The 15,869-nt window shown below is 44.6% G+C and carries 19 protein-coding genes; 14 read left to right on the top strand and 5 right to left on the bottom strand.

Features of this window, described 5'->3' with window-relative positions:
- Positions 1 to 4: 4 nt before the first annotated feature.
- The 11 genes from LP107_RS00335 to guaA all read left to right on the top strand — a co-directional run bounded on the left by LP107_RS00335 (position 5) and on the right by guaA (position 11,122).
- Complete coding sequence (locus tag LP107_RS00335) at positions 5 to 655, top strand: hypothetical protein (RefSeq protein ID WP_143821707.1); 651 nt, start codon at positions 5 to 7, stop codon at positions 653 to 655.
- Positions 656 to 748: 93 nt separating this feature from the next.
- The gene (locus LP107_RS00340; RefSeq protein WP_078274745.1) at positions 749 to 1,651 is read left to right on the top strand and encodes a hypothetical protein; all 903 of its coding nucleotides are present in this window, start codon (positions 749 to 751) and stop codon (positions 1,649 to 1,651) included.
- Between the two features lie 17 nt (positions 1,652 to 1,668).
- On the top strand, positions 1,669 to 1,983 hold the full coding sequence (locus LP107_RS00345; protein WP_228157737.1) for a ComEA family DNA-binding protein: 315 nt from the start codon (positions 1,669 to 1,671) through the stop codon (positions 1,981 to 1,983).
- A 595-nt stretch (positions 1,984 to 2,578) separates the two neighbouring features.
- A complete protein-coding gene (gene pcnB, locus LP107_RS00350; protein ID WP_078274756.1) occupies positions 2,579 to 4,372 on the top strand; it encodes a polynucleotide adenylyltransferase PcnB in 1,794 nt (597 codons plus the stop codon).
- Entirely contained in the window at positions 4,341 to 4,874 is a 534-nt protein-coding gene (folK, locus tag LP107_RS00355) for a 2-amino-4-hydroxy-6-hydroxymethyldihydropteridine diphosphokinase (protein ID WP_112741677.1), read from the top strand. The genes pcnB and folK overlap by 32 nt, the downstream gene beginning before the upstream one ends.
- 213 nt (positions 4,875 to 5,087) lie before the next feature.
- Complete coding sequence (panB, locus tag LP107_RS00360) at positions 5,088 to 5,912, top strand: 3-methyl-2-oxobutanoate hydroxymethyltransferase (protein ID WP_264676048.1); 825 nt, start codon at positions 5,088 to 5,090, stop codon at positions 5,910 to 5,912.
- Positions 5,913 to 5,925: 13 nt separating this feature from the next.
- The gene (gene panC, locus LP107_RS00365; protein WP_112741679.1) at positions 5,926 to 6,783 is read left to right on the top strand and encodes a pantoate--beta-alanine ligase; all 858 of its coding nucleotides are present in this window, start codon (positions 5,926 to 5,928) and stop codon (positions 6,781 to 6,783) included.
- 235 nt (positions 6,784 to 7,018) lie between these two features.
- On the top strand, positions 7,019 to 7,930 hold the full coding sequence (locus LP107_RS00370; RefSeq protein WP_078275357.1) for an IS982 family transposase: 912 nt from the start codon (positions 7,019 to 7,021) through the stop codon (positions 7,928 to 7,930).
- Between the two features lie 20 nt (positions 7,931 to 7,950).
- On the top strand, positions 7,951 to 8,820 hold the full coding sequence (gene rapZ, locus LP107_RS00375; protein WP_112741680.1) for an RNase adapter RapZ: 870 nt from the start codon (positions 7,951 to 7,953) through the stop codon (positions 8,818 to 8,820).
- Positions 8,821 to 9,010: 190 nt separating this feature from the next.
- Positions 9,011 to 9,517, top strand: coding sequence for a ribosome biogenesis factor YjgA (gene yjgA / locus LP107_RS00380; protein WP_264676047.1), 507 nt, complete (start codon positions 9,011 to 9,013; stop codon positions 9,515 to 9,517).
- A 45-nt stretch (positions 9,518 to 9,562) separates the two neighbouring features.
- Positions 9,563 to 11,122, top strand: a complete 1,560-nt coding sequence (gene guaA / locus LP107_RS00385; protein ID WP_078274738.1) for a glutamine-hydrolyzing GMP synthase — start codon at positions 9,563 to 9,565, stop codon at positions 11,120 to 11,122.
- Positions 11,123 to 11,200: 78 nt separating this feature from the next.
- Here the strand turns inward: guaA and LP107_RS00390 are convergent, their stop codons facing one another.
- Positions 11,201 to 11,539 carry a zinc ribbon domain-containing protein YjdM gene (locus LP107_RS00390; RefSeq protein WP_078274737.1) on the bottom strand — a complete coding sequence of 113 codons (339 nt, stop codon included), beginning with the start codon at positions 11,537 to 11,539 and terminating at the stop codon, positions 11,201 to 11,203.
- A 118-nt stretch (positions 11,540 to 11,657) separates the two neighbouring features.
- On the opposite strand from LP107_RS00390, the gene ygfZ reads away from it, so the two are divergent.
- The gene (ygfZ, locus tag LP107_RS00395; RefSeq protein WP_112741682.1) at positions 11,658 to 12,368 is read left to right on the top strand and encodes a CAF17-like 4Fe-4S cluster assembly/insertion protein YgfZ; all 711 of its coding nucleotides are present in this window, start codon (positions 11,658 to 11,660) and stop codon (positions 12,366 to 12,368) included.
- Between the two features lie 135 nt (positions 12,369 to 12,503).
- Here ygfZ and dtd read toward each other — a convergent pair whose 3' ends face one another.
- The 3 genes from dtd to LP107_RS00410 all read right to left on the bottom strand — a co-directional run bounded on the left by dtd (position 12,504) and on the right by LP107_RS00410 (position 13,529).
- On the bottom strand, positions 12,504 to 12,941 hold the full coding sequence (dtd, locus tag LP107_RS00400; protein ID WP_078274735.1) for a D-aminoacyl-tRNA deacylase: 438 nt from the start codon (positions 12,939 to 12,941) through the stop codon (positions 12,504 to 12,506).
- 174 nt (positions 12,942 to 13,115) lie between these two features.
- On the bottom strand, positions 13,116 to 13,373 hold the full coding sequence (locus LP107_RS00405) for a chlorhexidine efflux transporter (RefSeq protein WP_112741683.1): 258 nt from the start codon (positions 13,371 to 13,373) through the stop codon (positions 13,116 to 13,118).
- Positions 13,374 to 13,376: 3 nt separating this feature from the next.
- On the bottom strand, positions 13,377 to 13,529 hold the full coding sequence (locus LP107_RS00410) for a chlorhexidine efflux transporter (RefSeq protein ID WP_112741684.1): 153 nt from the start codon (positions 13,527 to 13,529) through the stop codon (positions 13,377 to 13,379).
- A 102-nt stretch (positions 13,530 to 13,631) separates the two neighbouring features.
- Here LP107_RS00410 and asd point away from each other — a divergent pair, with 102 nt between their 5' ends.
- Together asd and LP107_RS00420 are read left to right on the top strand one after the other, a co-directional pair.
- On the top strand, positions 13,632 to 14,468 hold the full coding sequence (gene asd / locus LP107_RS00415; RefSeq protein ID WP_264676046.1) for an archaetidylserine decarboxylase: 837 nt from the start codon (positions 13,632 to 13,634) through the stop codon (positions 14,466 to 14,468).
- Positions 14,455 to 14,901, top strand: a complete 447-nt coding sequence (locus tag LP107_RS00420) for a hypothetical protein (protein ID WP_264676045.1) — start codon at positions 14,455 to 14,457, stop codon at positions 14,899 to 14,901. Before asd ends, LP107_RS00420 begins: the two co-directional genes overlap by 14 nt.
- Positions 14,902 to 15,108: 207 nt before the next feature.
- On the opposite strand, the gene rraA is transcribed toward LP107_RS00420, so the two are convergent.
- Entirely contained in the window at positions 15,109 to 15,609 is a 501-nt protein-coding gene (gene rraA, locus LP107_RS00425) for a ribonuclease E activity regulator RraA (protein ID WP_078274733.1), read from the bottom strand.
- Positions 15,610 to 15,869 lie beyond the last annotated feature (260 nt).

Raw genomic sequence — 15,869 nt, forward strand, 5'->3', positions numbered from 1 at the left:
CTTTGTGATGTACTTTTTAAAACTGGATACTGTTGGTGGTCATGAGTTTTTGTGGATTTATCATAGTGCTGATAAGGTCTTAAAATATATTCCACGAACACTAAAAGACGGCATGGGTAATGAGCAGACTTTAAAGCATAATGAGCATCAGCTATTGATGTACTACATCAATCATCCAAATAAAATCATCATAAGAAGGACATTGAAAAGGGCGTTGGATGTCCCAGATGATGTGGATTACCTAACAAATCATCGTGGCGCTATTGCTGATAAATTTGTTGAATCATCTGGCTTAAATATTCCTAATATCAAGCAAGACATATTTAAGAAGGGTCTGCATAAAAACTCCACAAAGACAATTTTTGCATTTGATGTTAAAAAAATTTCTGAAGAGGTTGCCAGTCAATATTGTAGTCGACACATTGATAATATCATGAAAAATAACCAATATTTAACCAATATTTATCAGGCGTTATCAGATATGAATGAATTGCACCAACTTGAAATGAGTGCCGACTATTTTGAATTGTTTGAGTATTTGTTGAAAAAATGTCCAGACGAAGCTAAAAATCTTTATCGTGTTGATGATGTGGTTTTGCCATTTATTATGCCCAATAACCCTAATATTATTTTTCCTATAAAGATTGAGAGGTAGACAGATGTAGTTAGACATGGGTATAAAGATTCTTTACTGGAGCAAAAGAAGTTATTAAATGCTAAATTATACAATGGATTTATTTATCGGCTTTTGGAGAAAAATCAACAAACAGGAGAATTAAAGCTTGCCAACTGCCGTTATTTTGATATTTTGGATTCTGCTGATTATCTCAGCTCACGTCTGAAATCCTACTATCAAAAGTCGCAACAACAAGATAAAGAGAATCAACAACTTTTGAGAGTTGTAAAAACATGGGCAAACAGAATGAATCAAGTTATGACTGGAGATTTTTCTCAATATAATGCCGGTCTAGGATTTTCTTTGCCAACATTTAAAATACTAGAATGCGGAGGTTTGCAGTTATTATGTGCCAAAGGATCGCAACAAAAAGCAACAGGAGCGGGAAAAAAGCACGTTTGCCCTGCAGGAATGCTAGAGTACTGGGGTGAGAGTAAAAATAAAGCTTTAGAATTCTCTCATTTTAAATCGATTGCAACCAAAGAGCTTTTAGAGGAGACATTATTAAGCGACAAGTTAATACGTGATTCCACCGCTTTTCGTTATTATTTAGACTGTTTCATGGATGATGGTTGCCCTTCAGAGATTGGAGTGGATTTTAACGTGATTGATTGTGCTGCAGAAACTATCATTGATAATTGGGAGAATATTTGGCAGGGGTTTGGTCATAAAAAATATAAACGACCAAGTTTAGATGCCATGCTAGAACTACGTAATTCTAAAGATAATGGTGGTGCATTTATGGTTATTGATGCTTTGAATTATAGACCTGAAATTATTCTGCCTCTTTATATTGATGGAGATTTAAATGGAATATTAAATTGGGAGTATGAAGATGTTTCTCCTGAAATTATTACATGGAAGAATATTGAGGAGCTACATGAATGGGTGAAATGCTACTATAAAGATTGGTGTGCGCCAGGCTTAGCGGCTGCCTATTTGGGGGCGAAACAATACTTTGAGGCTAAACACTAATGATGTTGGTGGTGAGATTGTGGTTTTTAATGATGGTGCTGACCATCTCCTCAGCATCCGCCAACCAATGCTATGGCGACCCAAAACTTGCCCACCAAGCCCTGCTGGCACAACAGGCTCACGCCCAAGCCGTGAGTGAACGCATCAACATCAACACCGCCACAGCAGGCGAGCTTGCAACCTTAAATGGCGTGGGGGCAAAGACCGCTCAGGCGATTGTGGATTATCGTGAGGGATTTGGGCGATTTGAGCGTGTGGACGATTTGACAAAGGTTAAGGGCATTGGGGTCAAAACCTTAGAAAAAAACCGTCACAGACTCACGGTGCATTAGCTTTTTTGGCAAAAACAAGGTACAATGAAGCTTATGATGGGTGGTTGTTAAAGGGTGTTTGATGGTCATTCTATCAAGCAAGTTTTTATTATGAAAAACAATCCGACCGCTTATAACCAATAAACTTTAAAATTATTACAAACATAATGATTTGTAGATGTAGGGGCATGCTGAGCATGCCTTGTACAGTAATACCATCAAAGAGTGTGTTCAGTACACCCCTACAAACCTGTGGTAAATATCAAGTTGGTTGGGTGTAATTAGGTAAATATGCAAGATTTTACCTATCTTTTAATCTTTTAAATGCAAGTGGTGGGATAGCCATTTTCATGTAAAAACAATTTAAAAGTGTAAATTTTCATAAATTCAAATAAATGTTATCAAAATTTAACACGCCCCAGTAAAAAATGAGTGACACAAGTCATGGCAAAGATAAAAGCGGATGCAAAACTCGGGCAGTCCCATGCTAGCTCCAAAAAAACCAAGAAAACCAAAAAAAGTCAAGCGGTCTAAACAGCCCAAACACCGCCAAACAGACAAACCAATGGCAAAGCACGCCATTGACCAAACATCAAAAAAGCAGTCTAAACACCTTATGCAAAAAAAACCAACCAAACACAAAACCCCCAAATCATCAGCGACCGTGCTGTCGGCACAGAAATTGGGGCTTGACAAACGCACTTTACCGCACAGTATCGTGGAAGTCATTAGCACGCTTAACAAGGCAGGTTTTGACGCCTATATCGTGGGCGGTGGCGTGCGTGATAGTCTTTTGGGGCTTACTCCTAAGGATTTTGATGCCGTAACCAACGCTCGCCCCCATGAGATTAAGGCGATTTTTGGCGGGTGTTGCCGCATCATTGGCAAGCGGTTTCAGCTCGCTCACGTCTATTCGGGGCGTGAACTTATTGAAGTGGCGACCTTTCGGGCTCCGCCTAAGGACGACACGCACACCACCGATGACGGCATGATTACCCGTGATAATGTGTGGGGGACGATAGAGCAGGATTTTGCCCGTCGTGATTTTTCCATTAACGCCTTGTATTATCAGCCGATTAAGGGTGAAGTGCTCGATTTTTGTGGGGCGGTTGATGACATCAAAAACGGCACATTACGCCTGCTTGGTGATGCCAAAGTGCGTGTGGAAGAAGACCCTGTTCGCTTGCTTCGTGCCTTGCGGTTTAAGGCAAAACTGGGCTTTGAATTTGACAAAGTCCTAGCCAAACAGTTTAATGACACAAGCTGGACGCTTTTGGAGCAGGTCTCGGCTCATCGGCTTTATGATGAGACCCAAAAGATGTTCACGGGCGGTTATCTGGCTCCGCTGTTACCCCTGCTGTATCAATACGGGGCGATGAGCAGTTTGATGACCTACGCTCAGCCCAAGCCCACTCGCCTTGCCCTGCAAGTTGCCAAAAACACCGATGAGCGGATTGCGTCAGGCAAAACCGCCAACCCTGCGTTTTTTTATGCGGTGCTGTTGTGGGAGAATTATTTGCATGCTTTGGCAAAGTTTAAGAAAAAAGGTCTGCCCTTTCACGAAGCCCAAATAAAAGCGTCTCGCAAGGTGTTTGATGCTCAGCGTATCAAGACCGCCATTCCTAAATTTGCCGAAGATTTTATCAGTGATATTTGGTTCATGCAACCCAAGCTCGTCAGCCCCAAACCCAAAGACGTGGACAGGCTAAGCTCGCAGGGTAAATTTCGGGCGGGGCTTGATTTTCTTATCATGCGTGAGAGTCATGATGACAGTCCGCTGTCTGAGCCGACCAATGGCATGGGGGTGTGGTGGCAACGTTATTTGGCGGTCGATGCGACCAGTCAAAGCCAAATGCTAAGTGCATTGGGGGGTGGTGTGACTCGCACTCGCAGACGACGTGGGGTAGATACAGGCATTGATATTGACAAAGATGCCGAACTTCTACAACTACAACAGCTCTCAGGGCGTGATGATGACAAGGCGGATGATGTGCCACAACCGCTACTGGTGGTGGATAATGCCAACACACCCAAGAGTACTCGCCCCACACCAAGAGCACGGCAGGTGGATGTGCCGACCTTTGAGCGTCGCACGTACAGCGAGAGTGATTTTGCCAAACTGCTGGACAATGACGAGCCTTATATTCCATCGGTGCGTTATCGCAAACGTCAGCCGTCATCAACACTCTCTATCAAAGAGCGTGAGCAGGGGCTGACCGAGAGTGACTTACGACCATCTGTGCCAAGCTCTGCCAAGCCCAAAACGCAGGCGAGTAAACGCCAAACAACAGGACGACAGCGGACAAGACAAAAAGCAGAGCCACAAGAAACCGCCCAAGATACGGACACGCCAAAACCCAAAAAACGCAAAAAATCCAATGCCAAGCCACGAGCCAAACACGATGACTGATAAGGTACAAATCTATCTGGGACTAGGTGGCAATATCGCCAACGAGCTTGGCGACCCGACCAGCCACATTTTGGCGGTGCGTGATACGCTTGATGCTGATGAGCGGTTTTGTGATGTGGTGCTGTCGTCTTTATATGTATCCAAGCCGTTTGGCGTTACCGACCAGCCTGATTTTGTCAATGCGGTGTTGTCCGCCAAGACAGGTCTTGATGCCATGAGTCTACTTGATTTTTGTCAAGACTTAGAGCAGGGGGCAGGGCGTGTGCGGTTACGGCGGTGGGGCGAGCGGTCGCTTGATGTGGATATTTTGCTCTATGGCGATGAAGTTATCCATAATGACAGATTGACCGTGCCACACAGTGGGATTTTTGAGCGAAATTTTGTGCTGGTGCCACTTTTGGAGTTAAATGATAAATTGATGATAAATGGGCAGGCTATCTGTGATTTGGCGTTGGCTCATGAGATGGATGGATTAACCAAATTGGCAAATAATTCAAACTAAATAAACAGATAGTAGTCCAAAAAGTATGCTGAACTAGGTTTTCCGTTCGCCCTGAGCCTGCCTGCGGGTAGGAAAACCGTTAGGTTTCCCAAGCTCACCACGAACAGTTTTCTTTGTAGCATACTTTTTGAACCAGAGCCAATAAACATAGTACCATGATTGGCAAAAATGTTGTTTATCAAACTGTTTTTACACAATGAATTAGGAAGATGAATGACCTACCTAACCCACGCCGCCCCCATAACCCTATCCACGCTTGCCAAATACAAAAAGCAAGGCGAAAAATTCTCTTGCCTGACCTGCTATGATGCCAGTTTTGCTTATCTTATGGCACAGGCGGGCATTGACGTGATTTTGGTGGGTGACAGTCTTGGTATGGTGGTGCAGGGGCAGGCGTCCACGCTGCCTGTTACCGTTGCCGACATGGTGTATCACACCGCCAATGTTGTCCGTGCCAACCGCCACGCCTTGATTATGACCGACTTACCCTTTATGAGCTATGCTACGTTGCCTGATGCGATTGCAAGTAGCCGTGCGGTCATGCAAGCAGGGGCGAACATGGTTAAGATTGAAGGTGGTAGCGAGCTTGCCGACACGGTCAAGGTCTTGACGGATAATGGCGTGCCTGTGTGCGTGCATTTGGGATTAACGCCCCAATCGGTCAATGTGCTTGGCGGTTATAAGGTGCAGGGCAAAACGGACACACAAGCCGACAAATTATTAAGAAACTGTGAAGTTTTGGTAAACGCAGGGGCGAGCATGATTGTGCTAGAATGCGTGCCTGCCAAACTTGCCAAAGCCGTTACCGAGCGGTTTGCCGTGCCTGTCATCGGCATTGGGGCGGGCGTGGACACGGACGGGCAAGTGTTGGTTATGCATGACATGCTTGGCGTTTATACCCAAAAGGTAGCCAAATTTGTCAAAGACTTTTTAAAAGATGACGGCAACGAGACAGGCGATATTTTGGGGGCGTTTGTTTATTTTCATCAAGCGGTCAAAAACAAAACTTTCCCTAGTGTTGAGCATACTTTTCACTAATGACGGATAAATAATGAAAATCTTTCATCATATCAACGACTTACAAACCGCCCTAAACAAGCGCCGCAAAGACGGCAAAACCATTGGTTTTGTGCCGACCATGGGGAATTTGCATGACGGGCATTTATCGCTTGTCAATATCGCCAAAGCCCATGCCGATATTGTCGTGGTGAGTATTTTTGTCAATCCCACGCAGTTTGGGGCAGACGAAGATTTTGACAGCTATCCCCGCACGCTGGACGCTGATTGCGAAAAATTGCAAAGTGTACAAGCGGACATGGTATTCGCCCCGAGCATTGATGAGATGTATCCGACTTATCCGCCCCATGTGCAGGTGCTCTCTGGCGAGATTAGCAAGATGCTATGTGGCAAATCTCGCCCCACGCATTTTGACGGCGTGGGCTTGGTGGTCGGCAAATTGTTTAACATTGTCCGCCCTGATGTGGCGGTGTTTGGCAAAAAAGATTACCAGCAATTAGCGATTATCCGTAGGCTCAATGACGAGCTAAATTTTGGCATAAAAATCATCGGTGGCGAGATTGTCCGTAATAAAGACGGTTTGGCATTGTCATCACGAAATGATTATTTAAATGATGATGAATTAACTACCGCCCCAATTATCCAAAAAACCTTGCAAAAAATTAAAGCCGATGTGATAAAATCGGATATAAATAATTATCCAACCATTATCCAAAAATACTACGATGAATTAACCAACATGGGATTAAACGTGGATTATTTGGAGCTTTATAATGATAAATTAGAGCCTGTTAAAGATACCGATAAAAGATTGGTGGTATTAACAGCGGTATATGTTGGTAAGGCACGGCTTTTGGATAATATAGAAATTGATTTATCGGATTTCCTGTAAAACTGGTTTTCCGTTCGCCCTGAGCTAAGTCGAAGGGTGAAAGAAAACCTTTTCATGGTTCGACAAGCTCACCACGAACGGTTTTCTTTAAATGCGGAGTTTTTAAGAAATCTGTTTAAATTGTTATAAGGAAAACCCCACTCTCAACTAACACACCACAACAAGCAGGGTGCTTGAAATAAAAACAACATAGCCCAATCCAATGTTTCACCACAAAACAGTCGAGGAGTAGGCTATGTCGTATGATGATTTTATCATTGTTGTCTATCTTTTGGTAGAGGCTTTGTATCAAAATATTGTAACCAAACCTCTAAGAAGCAAAGGCTTTTTGCCTGCCTTGTCTGACACAGAAATCATCACCATGGAGCTTGTGGGTGAAAGTTTAGGTTTTGACACTGACAAGGAGATTTGGGCTTACTTTAAAAACTGCTATCAACACTATTTCCCCAAATTAGGCTCATACCCAAACTTTGCCAAACACTGTGCCAACTTGGTTTGGGTTAAAGACAAAATGATGAAGGTACTTGGCTCTTTGTGTATTCTTGACAATCAAGACAGCCGTCCCACTAAGCCTTATTTGATTGACAGCTTTCCTTTGCCTGTCTGTGTCTATCAAAGAGCAAAAAGACACAAATCTTTTAAGGGGGTTGGGAGCTTTGGTTATTGTGCCAGTAAGAGCGAACACTACTTTGGGTTTAAAGCCCATTTACTCACAAACCAAGACGGTCAAGTGATTGCTTACACATTAACACCTGCCAATACAGATGACAGACAGGTAGTGTTTGAGTTGACACAGTCCTTGCAAGGAGGGCAAGCCAGTTTGGTCTTTGGGGATAAGGGTTATTTATCCAAAGCATTACAAGAGGAACTTGCTAAGTTGGGGGTTGATCTACAAACACCTCTTAGGGATAATATGAAAGAGGATAGAGGTCAAGGTTTTGTGTCTTATCTTAAACGAACAAGAAAAACCATTGAAACCGTCATCTCTCAATTATCACAAAGATTTAATGTTCAAACCACCAAGGCAAGAGACTTGTGGCATCTGTCCAACCGTTTTATTAGAAAACTCTTAGCTCACAGTCTTTGTGTACAAATCAACAAACAACTTGGCAATCCACCCTTAAGGTTTGAGATGATTTTAAGTTGAGAGTGGGGTAAGGAAAATAAATGTCAAACACCCAAATCATCATCGTATCAGGACGGTCAGGCTCTGGCAAAACGTCTGTTCTAAATATTTTAGAAGATTTTGGTTTTTATGTCATTGACAATCTGCCCTTGTCGCTTGTGGGGCAGGCGGTGGATGATTTGATTGGCAATGATGTCAAAAAAGTGGCGTTGGGCATTGATGTCAGAACGCCAAAAGCCGACCTATCCGCCTTTGAAAGCGTATATCAGAGCTTGACCGACAAGTACCATGAAGCGGTTAAAATCCTATACGTTACCGCCCAAGAGAGCGTACTGGTGGCACGTTTTGGGGCGACACGGCGAGTTCACCCACTCATGCCAATCGCCAATAACTTGCCCAACGCCCTAGCCCAAGAGATTGAACTGTTAAAGCCGATTGCAACCAATGCCGATATTAAGATTGACACCAGCACGCTCAATATTCACGAACTCAAAGAAAAAGTCCGCCAACATATCGGTGTGGATAATGTGGTGTCGGTCAATGTGTTGTCCTTTGGGTTTAAACATGGCACGCCCATTGACGCTGATTTTGTTTTTGATGTGCGGATATTGCCCAATCCGCATTGGCAAGAAAACTTGCGTCCGCAAACAGGGCTTGATGATGACGTAAAAGACTTTTTTGCCAATTATCCAGAAGTGGATACTATGGCGGACGATATTGGCAAGTTTTTGATAAAATGGCTCCCTAATTTTTTAAATAATAACCGTTATTCAGTAATGGTCGCCATTGGCTGTACAGGGGGTAAACACCGCTCTGTATATATTACCCAAAAGGTGGGCGAGTTATTAAAAAATCAGTTGCCTGATAATATGCCTATTATTGTCAAACACCGTGAAAAACGGTATTGGTAATGTTAAAAATAACGTATGAATTGACGAATAAATTGAATTAATTTATATTAAAAATTTGTATATTTTAGATAAAAATATTTTAAAATTTGCAAATGTAGGGGAAATTTATTCGCCCTGTTATTAAAAAATAGTGATTTATCCCAACTTTTTACAAAACATATTTTAATATTAAATTTAAAAAGAGAAATCTATGAATATCGACTGGTCAAAACAAGACATGAGAGTGTCTCGCACCGAAATCAAAAAAGCCCACGAACGTTTACAAGAATTGTCCGAACCGCTTGCCACACTCTCCAAAAAACAACTTGGCAATTTGCCAGTGAGTGAGTATTTTTTGGACGAATTAAAGCATTTGACCGAGATTGACAGTCACGCCGCCAAAAACCGCCAAATCAAACGGGTGGGTAAGCTCATCATTGAAGAAGACCGCCATGTTTTGACGGGGGCGTTGTTTGAGATTGTGTTTACACCCGAACAATGCACCAAGATTGAGACGTGGTTTAACCGTTTAACCCTAAGCAATGAGGGTACAATAAAGCAGTTTGTAAGGCAATTTAAAAAGGCAGAATACAACAGTATTTATCAGCTACTTTTGTGGATAGAATACGCCAAGCACTTGGGCGATGATGAACTTTTCGCGGAGAGCGTGGCGGATTTTGAAAGTTATGTCAAAGAAGTGGCGATTTTGTCGGTTTAGTTTTGGTATAATAGTACCTTTATCATTTGACCTGTAGGAATATCCATGACCAACATCACTTCCGACCGTATCCTAATCCTAGATTTTGGCTCGCAATACAGCCAGCTCATCGCTCGCCGTGTGCGTGAAGCAGGTGTGTACTCTGAGATGCACCCCTTTGACATGAGCGATGACGACATCAAGGCCTTTAACCCCAAAGGCATTATCCTATCAGGCGGGCCTGAAAGCGTGTACGAAGCAGGCTCGCCACGAGCGCCCCAAATCGTCTTTGAACTTGGCGTGCCTGTGCTTGGTATTTGTTACGGCTTTCAAACCATGTCCGCCCAGCTTGGTGGTTCGGTGGTGGCAGGGGCGGTCAAGGAGTTTGGCTACGCCCAAATTGACGTAGCGGTGGACGACAAACTACTAAACGGCTTAAAAGACGATAACGCCCAAATCCAAGTGTGGATGAGCCATGGCGACAAAGTGGCAAGCCTGCCAGACGGCTTTACCGCAACATCAAGCACGCCAAGCTGTGCCTTTGCGTCCGCCAGCGATGAAAGCCGTCAGCTCTATGGCGTGCAGTTTCATCCAGAAGTAACCCACACCGCCAAAGGCGTGGAAGTGATTAGCAACTTCGTGCATGGTATTTGTGGTTGTGGCAATCTGTGGAACCCCCAGAACATCATTGAAATGCGTGTGGCACAGTTAAAAGAGCAAATTGGCGATGAGCAGGTGTTACTTGGCTTATCAGGCGGTGTGGACAGCTCGGTGGTGGCGGCACTACTTCACAAAGCCATTGGCGACCAATTAACCTGCGTGTTTGTGGATAATGGGCTACTTCGCCTAAACGAAGGCGACCAAGTCATGAAAATGTTTGCCGATAACATGGGCATTCGGGTGATTCGGGCAGACGCTGAGAATCGCTTTTTGGACGCACTCGCTGGAGCGACTGACCCAGAGGTTAAACGCAAAATCATCGGACGAGAGTTTATTGAAGTATTCTCCGAAGAAGCTCGCAAATTGGACGGCGTGAAGTTTTTGGCGCAAGGCACGATTTACCCTGATGTCATCGAGTCTGCCAAAACCAAAAACGGCAAGGCTCACGTCATCAAATCGCACCACAATGTCGGTGGTCTGCCTGATGATTTGCACTTTGAACTCGTTGAGCCACTGCGTGATTTGTTCAAAGATGAAGTGCGTAAACTTGGCACAACGCTTGGCTTGCCCCATGAGATGATTTACAGACACCCTTTCCCCGGCCCGGGTCTTGGCGTGCGGATTTTGGGCGAGATTAAAAAAGAATATGCTGACATTTTGCGAGTGGCGGACGATATTTTTATGCAAGAACTTCGTGCGTCTGGCTGGTATGACAAGACCGCCCAAGCCTTTGCTGTGTTTTGCCCTGTCAAATCGGTGGGCGTGGTGGGGGACGCACGCCGTTATGCGTGGGTGATTTCTCTGCGTGCGGTGGAGACGGTGGACTTTATGACCGCTCGTTTTGCCCATTTGCCCTATGAGCTTGTGGATAAAATCTCAACGCGTATCATGAATGAGATTGCCGATGTCTCTCGTGTTGTCTATGATGTCAGTAGCAAACCGCCTGCCACGATTGAGTGGGAATAAACCGATAAAAACCGTCAAGAAATTGGCGGTTTTTTAACCATCAAAAAAGGGCATATTCTCGCCCTTTTTATCCTTTCATTACGCCTTTTTAACCACGCTGGATTTTAGTTTCATTGCCCCAAAGCCGTCAATCTTGCAATCAATGTCATGGTCATCAGGGGCATCATGAATCAGGCGAATGGATTTGACTTTGGTGCCGACCTTGATAGGTGTGGACGAGCCTTTGACCTTCAAGTCCTTGATGACCGTTACGCTGTCGCCATCATTTAACACATTACCCACCGCATCCTTGATGACGGGCGTGTCGTCCGTATCGCCATCGGCTGACCACTCGTGGGTACACATGGGGCAGATGAGCAGGTCGCCATCGGCATAGGTGTAGGTTTCATCGCATTTGGGGCAGGCAGGATAAGTCATAAATTTTTACCTAAAATAAAAGCATTATATCATTTTTGATACATTTTGGCTTGAAAATAAAGCCAAGCCTCCTTATTGAAATGAAAATGACAAATGATAAATAACAACCGAGAGTACCATGAGCCAATTTTCACAAATCACCCTAAACGGCAAAGATACCGCCAAATTTTTACAAGGTCAATTAACTGTCAATGTTGATAAACTCACCCATGATTTTTTGCCCTGTGCCATTAGCGACCTAAAAGGGCGTGTTGCCTTTGGGTTGTGGGTATCTCGCACCGATGATGAGACCTTTGTACTCATCACGTCGGCGGACTGCATGGATAATCTTACCGCCCATATCAAAAAATACGGGGCATTTTCTAAATTTAGCCAGTCCGCCCCCACGCCCATTTATCCTATCGTGGCAAATGGCGTGCCGACTTTTGATAATGATGACAGCCTTACCGACTTTGGGACGTGGGCGAAAGCGAGCATTGAGACGGGCAATGTGTGGATAACCCAAGCCACAGCGGGGCTGTTCCAACCCCAAGAGTTACGCCTGCACCAGCGTGGGGGCGTGGATTATGATAAGGGGTGCTATCTAGGACAGGAGATTATCGCACGGCTCTACTTTAAGGCAAGTCCAAAAGCCTACTTACACCGTGTGCGACTGCCTAAGCCTGTCCAAGACGGCGACAAGGTCGGCAAAGTGCAAATCGTCAATGGCGTGGTGCATGATGACGGCTTTGACGCACTCGTCATCGGCTCGCCTGAGCATGTAGTAGAGATTGGGGAGATTTTGCCGTTGCCTGATAACCTGATGGGCGATGTGGGGCGAGCAAAATAAGGGGCTGATGATGTTTTAAAGGGGTTTGTAGGGCAAATCACATTTGCCCTTTTAAAAAACCTTGATGTTGGGCGAATGCTCTTTGATCTGACACGCCCATTTTATCATAACAATTTTAATGGTAAATTATAAAAATCACACGTCAAGCAAAAAATTAATCGGGCCGTCATTGACCGCCACGACTGCCATATTCGCCCCAAATTCGCCTGTGGCAACCTCGGGATAGACTTGTTTGGCATAATTTACCAACTTATCAAACAATGCCCTTGCGTCATCTGGGGGCATGGCAGGGGCGAAGTCGGGACGGCGACCCTTGTCGGTTTTTGCCATTAGGGTAAATTGCGACACCAGTAGCAAGCCACCGCCCACATCGGACACTGATTTGCCCATTTTGCCGTTGCCATCTTCAAAAATGCGGTAGGCGATGATTTTATCCACCAGTCTGCACGCTTTATCAAAATCATCATCTTTGCCAATGCCGATATAGGCAAGCACGCCTGATTGGATTTGTCCGATGATTTGACCGTCCACACTGACATGGGCGGATTGGACTCGTTGGATTAGGGCTTTCATGGGTTTTTCCTTTGGGTTGGGTTTAAATGGGGTGTTGGGGTGATTTATTTTTTTTTGCTAAAATTTATTCTAGTGCAAATTATGATTTTTGGGCGAATAGATTGCCCCTACACGCCCATATTATTGCAAAAATTATTTTAATGGAAAGATGCCAAATTTTAACCATTTTAAAAATTACTCTGCCCGTATCTTATACCGCACCCAATCATAGCCCCAATTAAAAAGTAGCGTATATACCCCAATCACCGCCACCACGCCAATATCCATAACAAACGCCATCCACAGCAAGACATCTAGGGCGTAGGCAATCATCGGCACGGCTGCCAAAAACAGCCCACCTTCAAACAAGCCCACATGAACAAGGCGAGTGCCAAGCGAGCGGTAAAGGCGTTCGCCCGTTACCACTTTGTCAAACAAAAAATTAAACACCATGTTTCACACCACCGCCAGCACCGAGACTACCACCGCCAAGCCTGTAGCGTGGGCATGGCTATGGTTGTCGCCAAACAGGGCAAAAACAGCCACCGTCAGCCCAATCGCCCCAATCTCAAACAGCACGGCATGAAATAGGCGTTTTTTGGCAGTCATGGGATCGGTTGAGTGTTTGACATAAAATTTAGCAAAATAAAACGGTTATTATAGCAAATATCGGTTAAAATAGCCCAAACCCGTTTTTATTTTGGAAAAATCATGAACCTATTTACCCTAGCCCAAAACTTAGCCCCACAGCAAACCCTATCAGAAGTGGCAGGCTACCTTGCCAAAAGCCAAAATCCGTACATCAAAAAAGCCTTTGTTCATACTTTTGCCAAAGTCTATAACATTGATTTGGCAGAATATGAGCGTGGCAATTTGGATGACTATGACAGTTTCAACGACTTTTTTACCCGTGAATTAAAGAGTGGAATGCGTCCGATTGACGAGACGGCAGACGGCATTGCCTGCCCCGCTGACGGTAAAATCAGCCAAATCGGAGCAATCACAAACGGGCAACTTCTCCAAGCCAAGGGGCGAGATTATGACGTGGGGCAACTTTTGGCGGATTTTGAGCTGGGTAAAGCGTTTGTGGACGGTTCATTTGCCACGATTTATCTTGCCCCCACCAACTACCACCGTGTGCATATGCCCTTTGACGGTACGCTGCTTGCCACACGTTACGTCCCCGGTACGCTGTTTTCGGTCAATAACACCACCGCCGAGAACGTGCCTGACCTGTTCGCCCGTAACGAGCGGTTGGTGTGCGAATTTGATACCGCTTTTGGGCGTGCGTGCGTGGTGCTGGTTGGGGCGATGATTGTGGCGGGGATTGAGTCTGTGGCGACAGGGGCAATCAAACGCACGCCCTACATTCAGCACCGCAAGCATGACATCACGTTCAAAAAAGGCGATGAGCTCGGGCGGTTTTATCTAGGTTCTACCGCCATTATCGTGCTACCCAAATCGGCACATACCGCATGGGGCGATGAGTTTGTAAATGGTAAGACGGTGGTAATGGGGCAGAGGATTGGACAAGTTGCAAAATCCTAACAACACTACGCCTGACACTACTCCACTTGACAACACCACACTTGACAACACCACGCCCAATAACAATGTCGGTGCATTGGCATCAACCGTCGTTGGCTCAGTGCTGTTGGTGTGGCTTGGGCTATATGTTGGTCTTATGATAGGCGGTGTGGTGTTTGGGTTGTTCTTTGGCATGATGTTATCCTATCTGATACTTATCATGGTAAAGGCACAAAAGGCGGTTTGGGCGTTGGTATTTTTGATATGTGTGATTGTCAATATTATTGCATTGATAATTTTATCAAAATTTATTGACCTAAGAGACCCACAAATATTTGCCCTTATCATTATTGACATACTGATTTACACCTTGACTGCCTTAATGCTGTTTGATTTTTGTGGATTTAAAAATCTGGCTCTGGTTCAAAAAGTATGCTACAAAGAAAACCGTTAGGTTTCCCAAGCTCACCATGAACGGTTTTCTTTGTAGCATACTTTTTGAACTAAGACCAAAAAATAAAAAGACGTGTAGGGGCGAATCATATTCGCCCAAGAATATTTTGGGATAGGGTAAATGTGATTTACCCTGATAACCTGCCTAAATTGGGTTTGATAAATGGAATTGTGGGTTAAATTAAAACCCAACCCATTTAGCCCCAACCTAAACCAATCTCTCCCCACTCACAATCACGCCATTATTATCGGCATAGACCCAATCGCCGTCATGGACGACCACCCCACCAATCACAATCGCCAGACCTGTCTCGCCCACGCCCTTTCTTACGCTCTTTTTGGGTGTGCTTGCTAAGGCTAGCACGCCAAGACTCATCTTGGCAATCTCGTCCACGTCTCGCACACAGCCACAGATGATGACCCCTGCCCAGCCGTTATCCACAGCCGATTTGGCAATCATGTCGCCCATTAACGCATAGCGTAGGGATGCACCACCGTCCACGACTAGGATTTTGCCTTGTCCGTCTGTGGCGAGCAGTTCTTTGACACGAGAGTTATCCTCAAAGCATTTGACCGTAACGGCTTGCCCGCCAAAGGTTGTGATACCGCCATAATGCCTGAACGATTTGCTGTCTATCATGGGTGGTATGACGTGAATGGCTTTATCTTCGTTGTCGTCCAGTAAGTCGCAGGTGATGAAGTGGGTCATGGTTTTGTCCTTAAAAACGAAAATGATTTTTAATATAGCGATTTTAAAAATATTTGTCAAGACAATACTAGGGCATGCCTGCTTTTTGTATTTGCAATGAAAATCACGAAAAATCGCTCGTTTTTCAAGGAAAAAGCTCGTTTGATAGTCGTTCTATCAAACGAGCTTTTGACGAAGGAAGAAAAACAATCCGACCACTTCAATCAGGTAAATTTTTAAAATTTTAACTTAACTTTTAAAATTAAGTGGTCGGATAGCCA

Origin of the sequence: Moraxella bovis (genome assembly GCF_025985205.1) — a bacterium.
Classification (GTDB): domain Bacteria; phylum Pseudomonadota; class Gammaproteobacteria; order Pseudomonadales; family Moraxellaceae; genus Moraxella; species Moraxella bovis.

Excerpts from the sequence above, each read along its gene's own strand:
- pcnB (WP_078274756.1), top strand. The coding sequence starts at position 2,579 with ATGCAAAAAAAACCAACCAAACACAAAACCCCCAAATCATCAGCGACC.
- folK (WP_112741677.1), top strand. The coding sequence starts at position 4,341 with ATGCCAAGCCACGAGCCAAACACGATGACTGATAAGGTACAAATCTAT.
- panB (WP_264676048.1), top strand. The coding sequence starts at position 5,088 with ATGACCTACCTAACCCACGCCGCCCCCATAACCCTATCCACGCTTGCC.
- panC (WP_112741679.1), top strand. The coding sequence starts at position 5,926 with ATGAAAATCTTTCATCATATCAACGACTTACAAACCGCCCTAAACAAG.
- LP107_RS00370 (WP_078275357.1), top strand. The coding sequence starts at position 7,019 with ATGTCGTATGATGATTTTATCATTGTTGTCTATCTTTTGGTAGAGGCT.
- rapZ (WP_112741680.1), top strand. The coding sequence starts at position 7,951 with ATGTCAAACACCCAAATCATCATCGTATCAGGACGGTCAGGCTCTGGC.
- yjgA (WP_264676047.1), top strand. The coding sequence starts at position 9,011 with ATGAATATCGACTGGTCAAAACAAGACATGAGAGTGTCTCGCACCGAA.
- guaA (WP_078274738.1), top strand. The coding sequence starts at position 9,563 with ATGACCAACATCACTTCCGACCGTATCCTAATCCTAGATTTTGGCTCG.
- LP107_RS00390 (WP_078274737.1), bottom strand. The coding sequence starts at position 11,539 with ATGACTTATCCTGCCTGCCCCAAATGCGATGAAACCTACACCTATGCC.
- ygfZ (WP_112741682.1), top strand. The coding sequence starts at position 11,658 with ATGAGCCAATTTTCACAAATCACCCTAAACGGCAAAGATACCGCCAAA.
- dtd (WP_078274735.1), bottom strand. The coding sequence starts at position 12,941 with ATGAAAGCCCTAATCCAACGAGTCCAATCCGCCCATGTCAGTGTGGAC.
- LP107_RS00405 (WP_112741683.1), bottom strand. The coding sequence starts at position 13,373 with ATGGTGTTTAATTTTTTGTTTGACAAAGTGGTAACGGGCGAACGCCTT.
- LP107_RS00410 (WP_112741684.1), bottom strand. The coding sequence starts at position 13,529 with ATGACTGCCAAAAAACGCCTATTTCATGCCGTGCTGTTTGAGATTGGG.
- asd (WP_264676046.1), top strand. The coding sequence starts at position 13,632 with ATGAACCTATTTACCCTAGCCCAAAACTTAGCCCCACAGCAAACCCTA.
- rraA (WP_078274733.1), bottom strand. The coding sequence starts at position 15,609 with ATGACCCACTTCATCACCTGCGACTTACTGGACGACAACGAAGATAAA.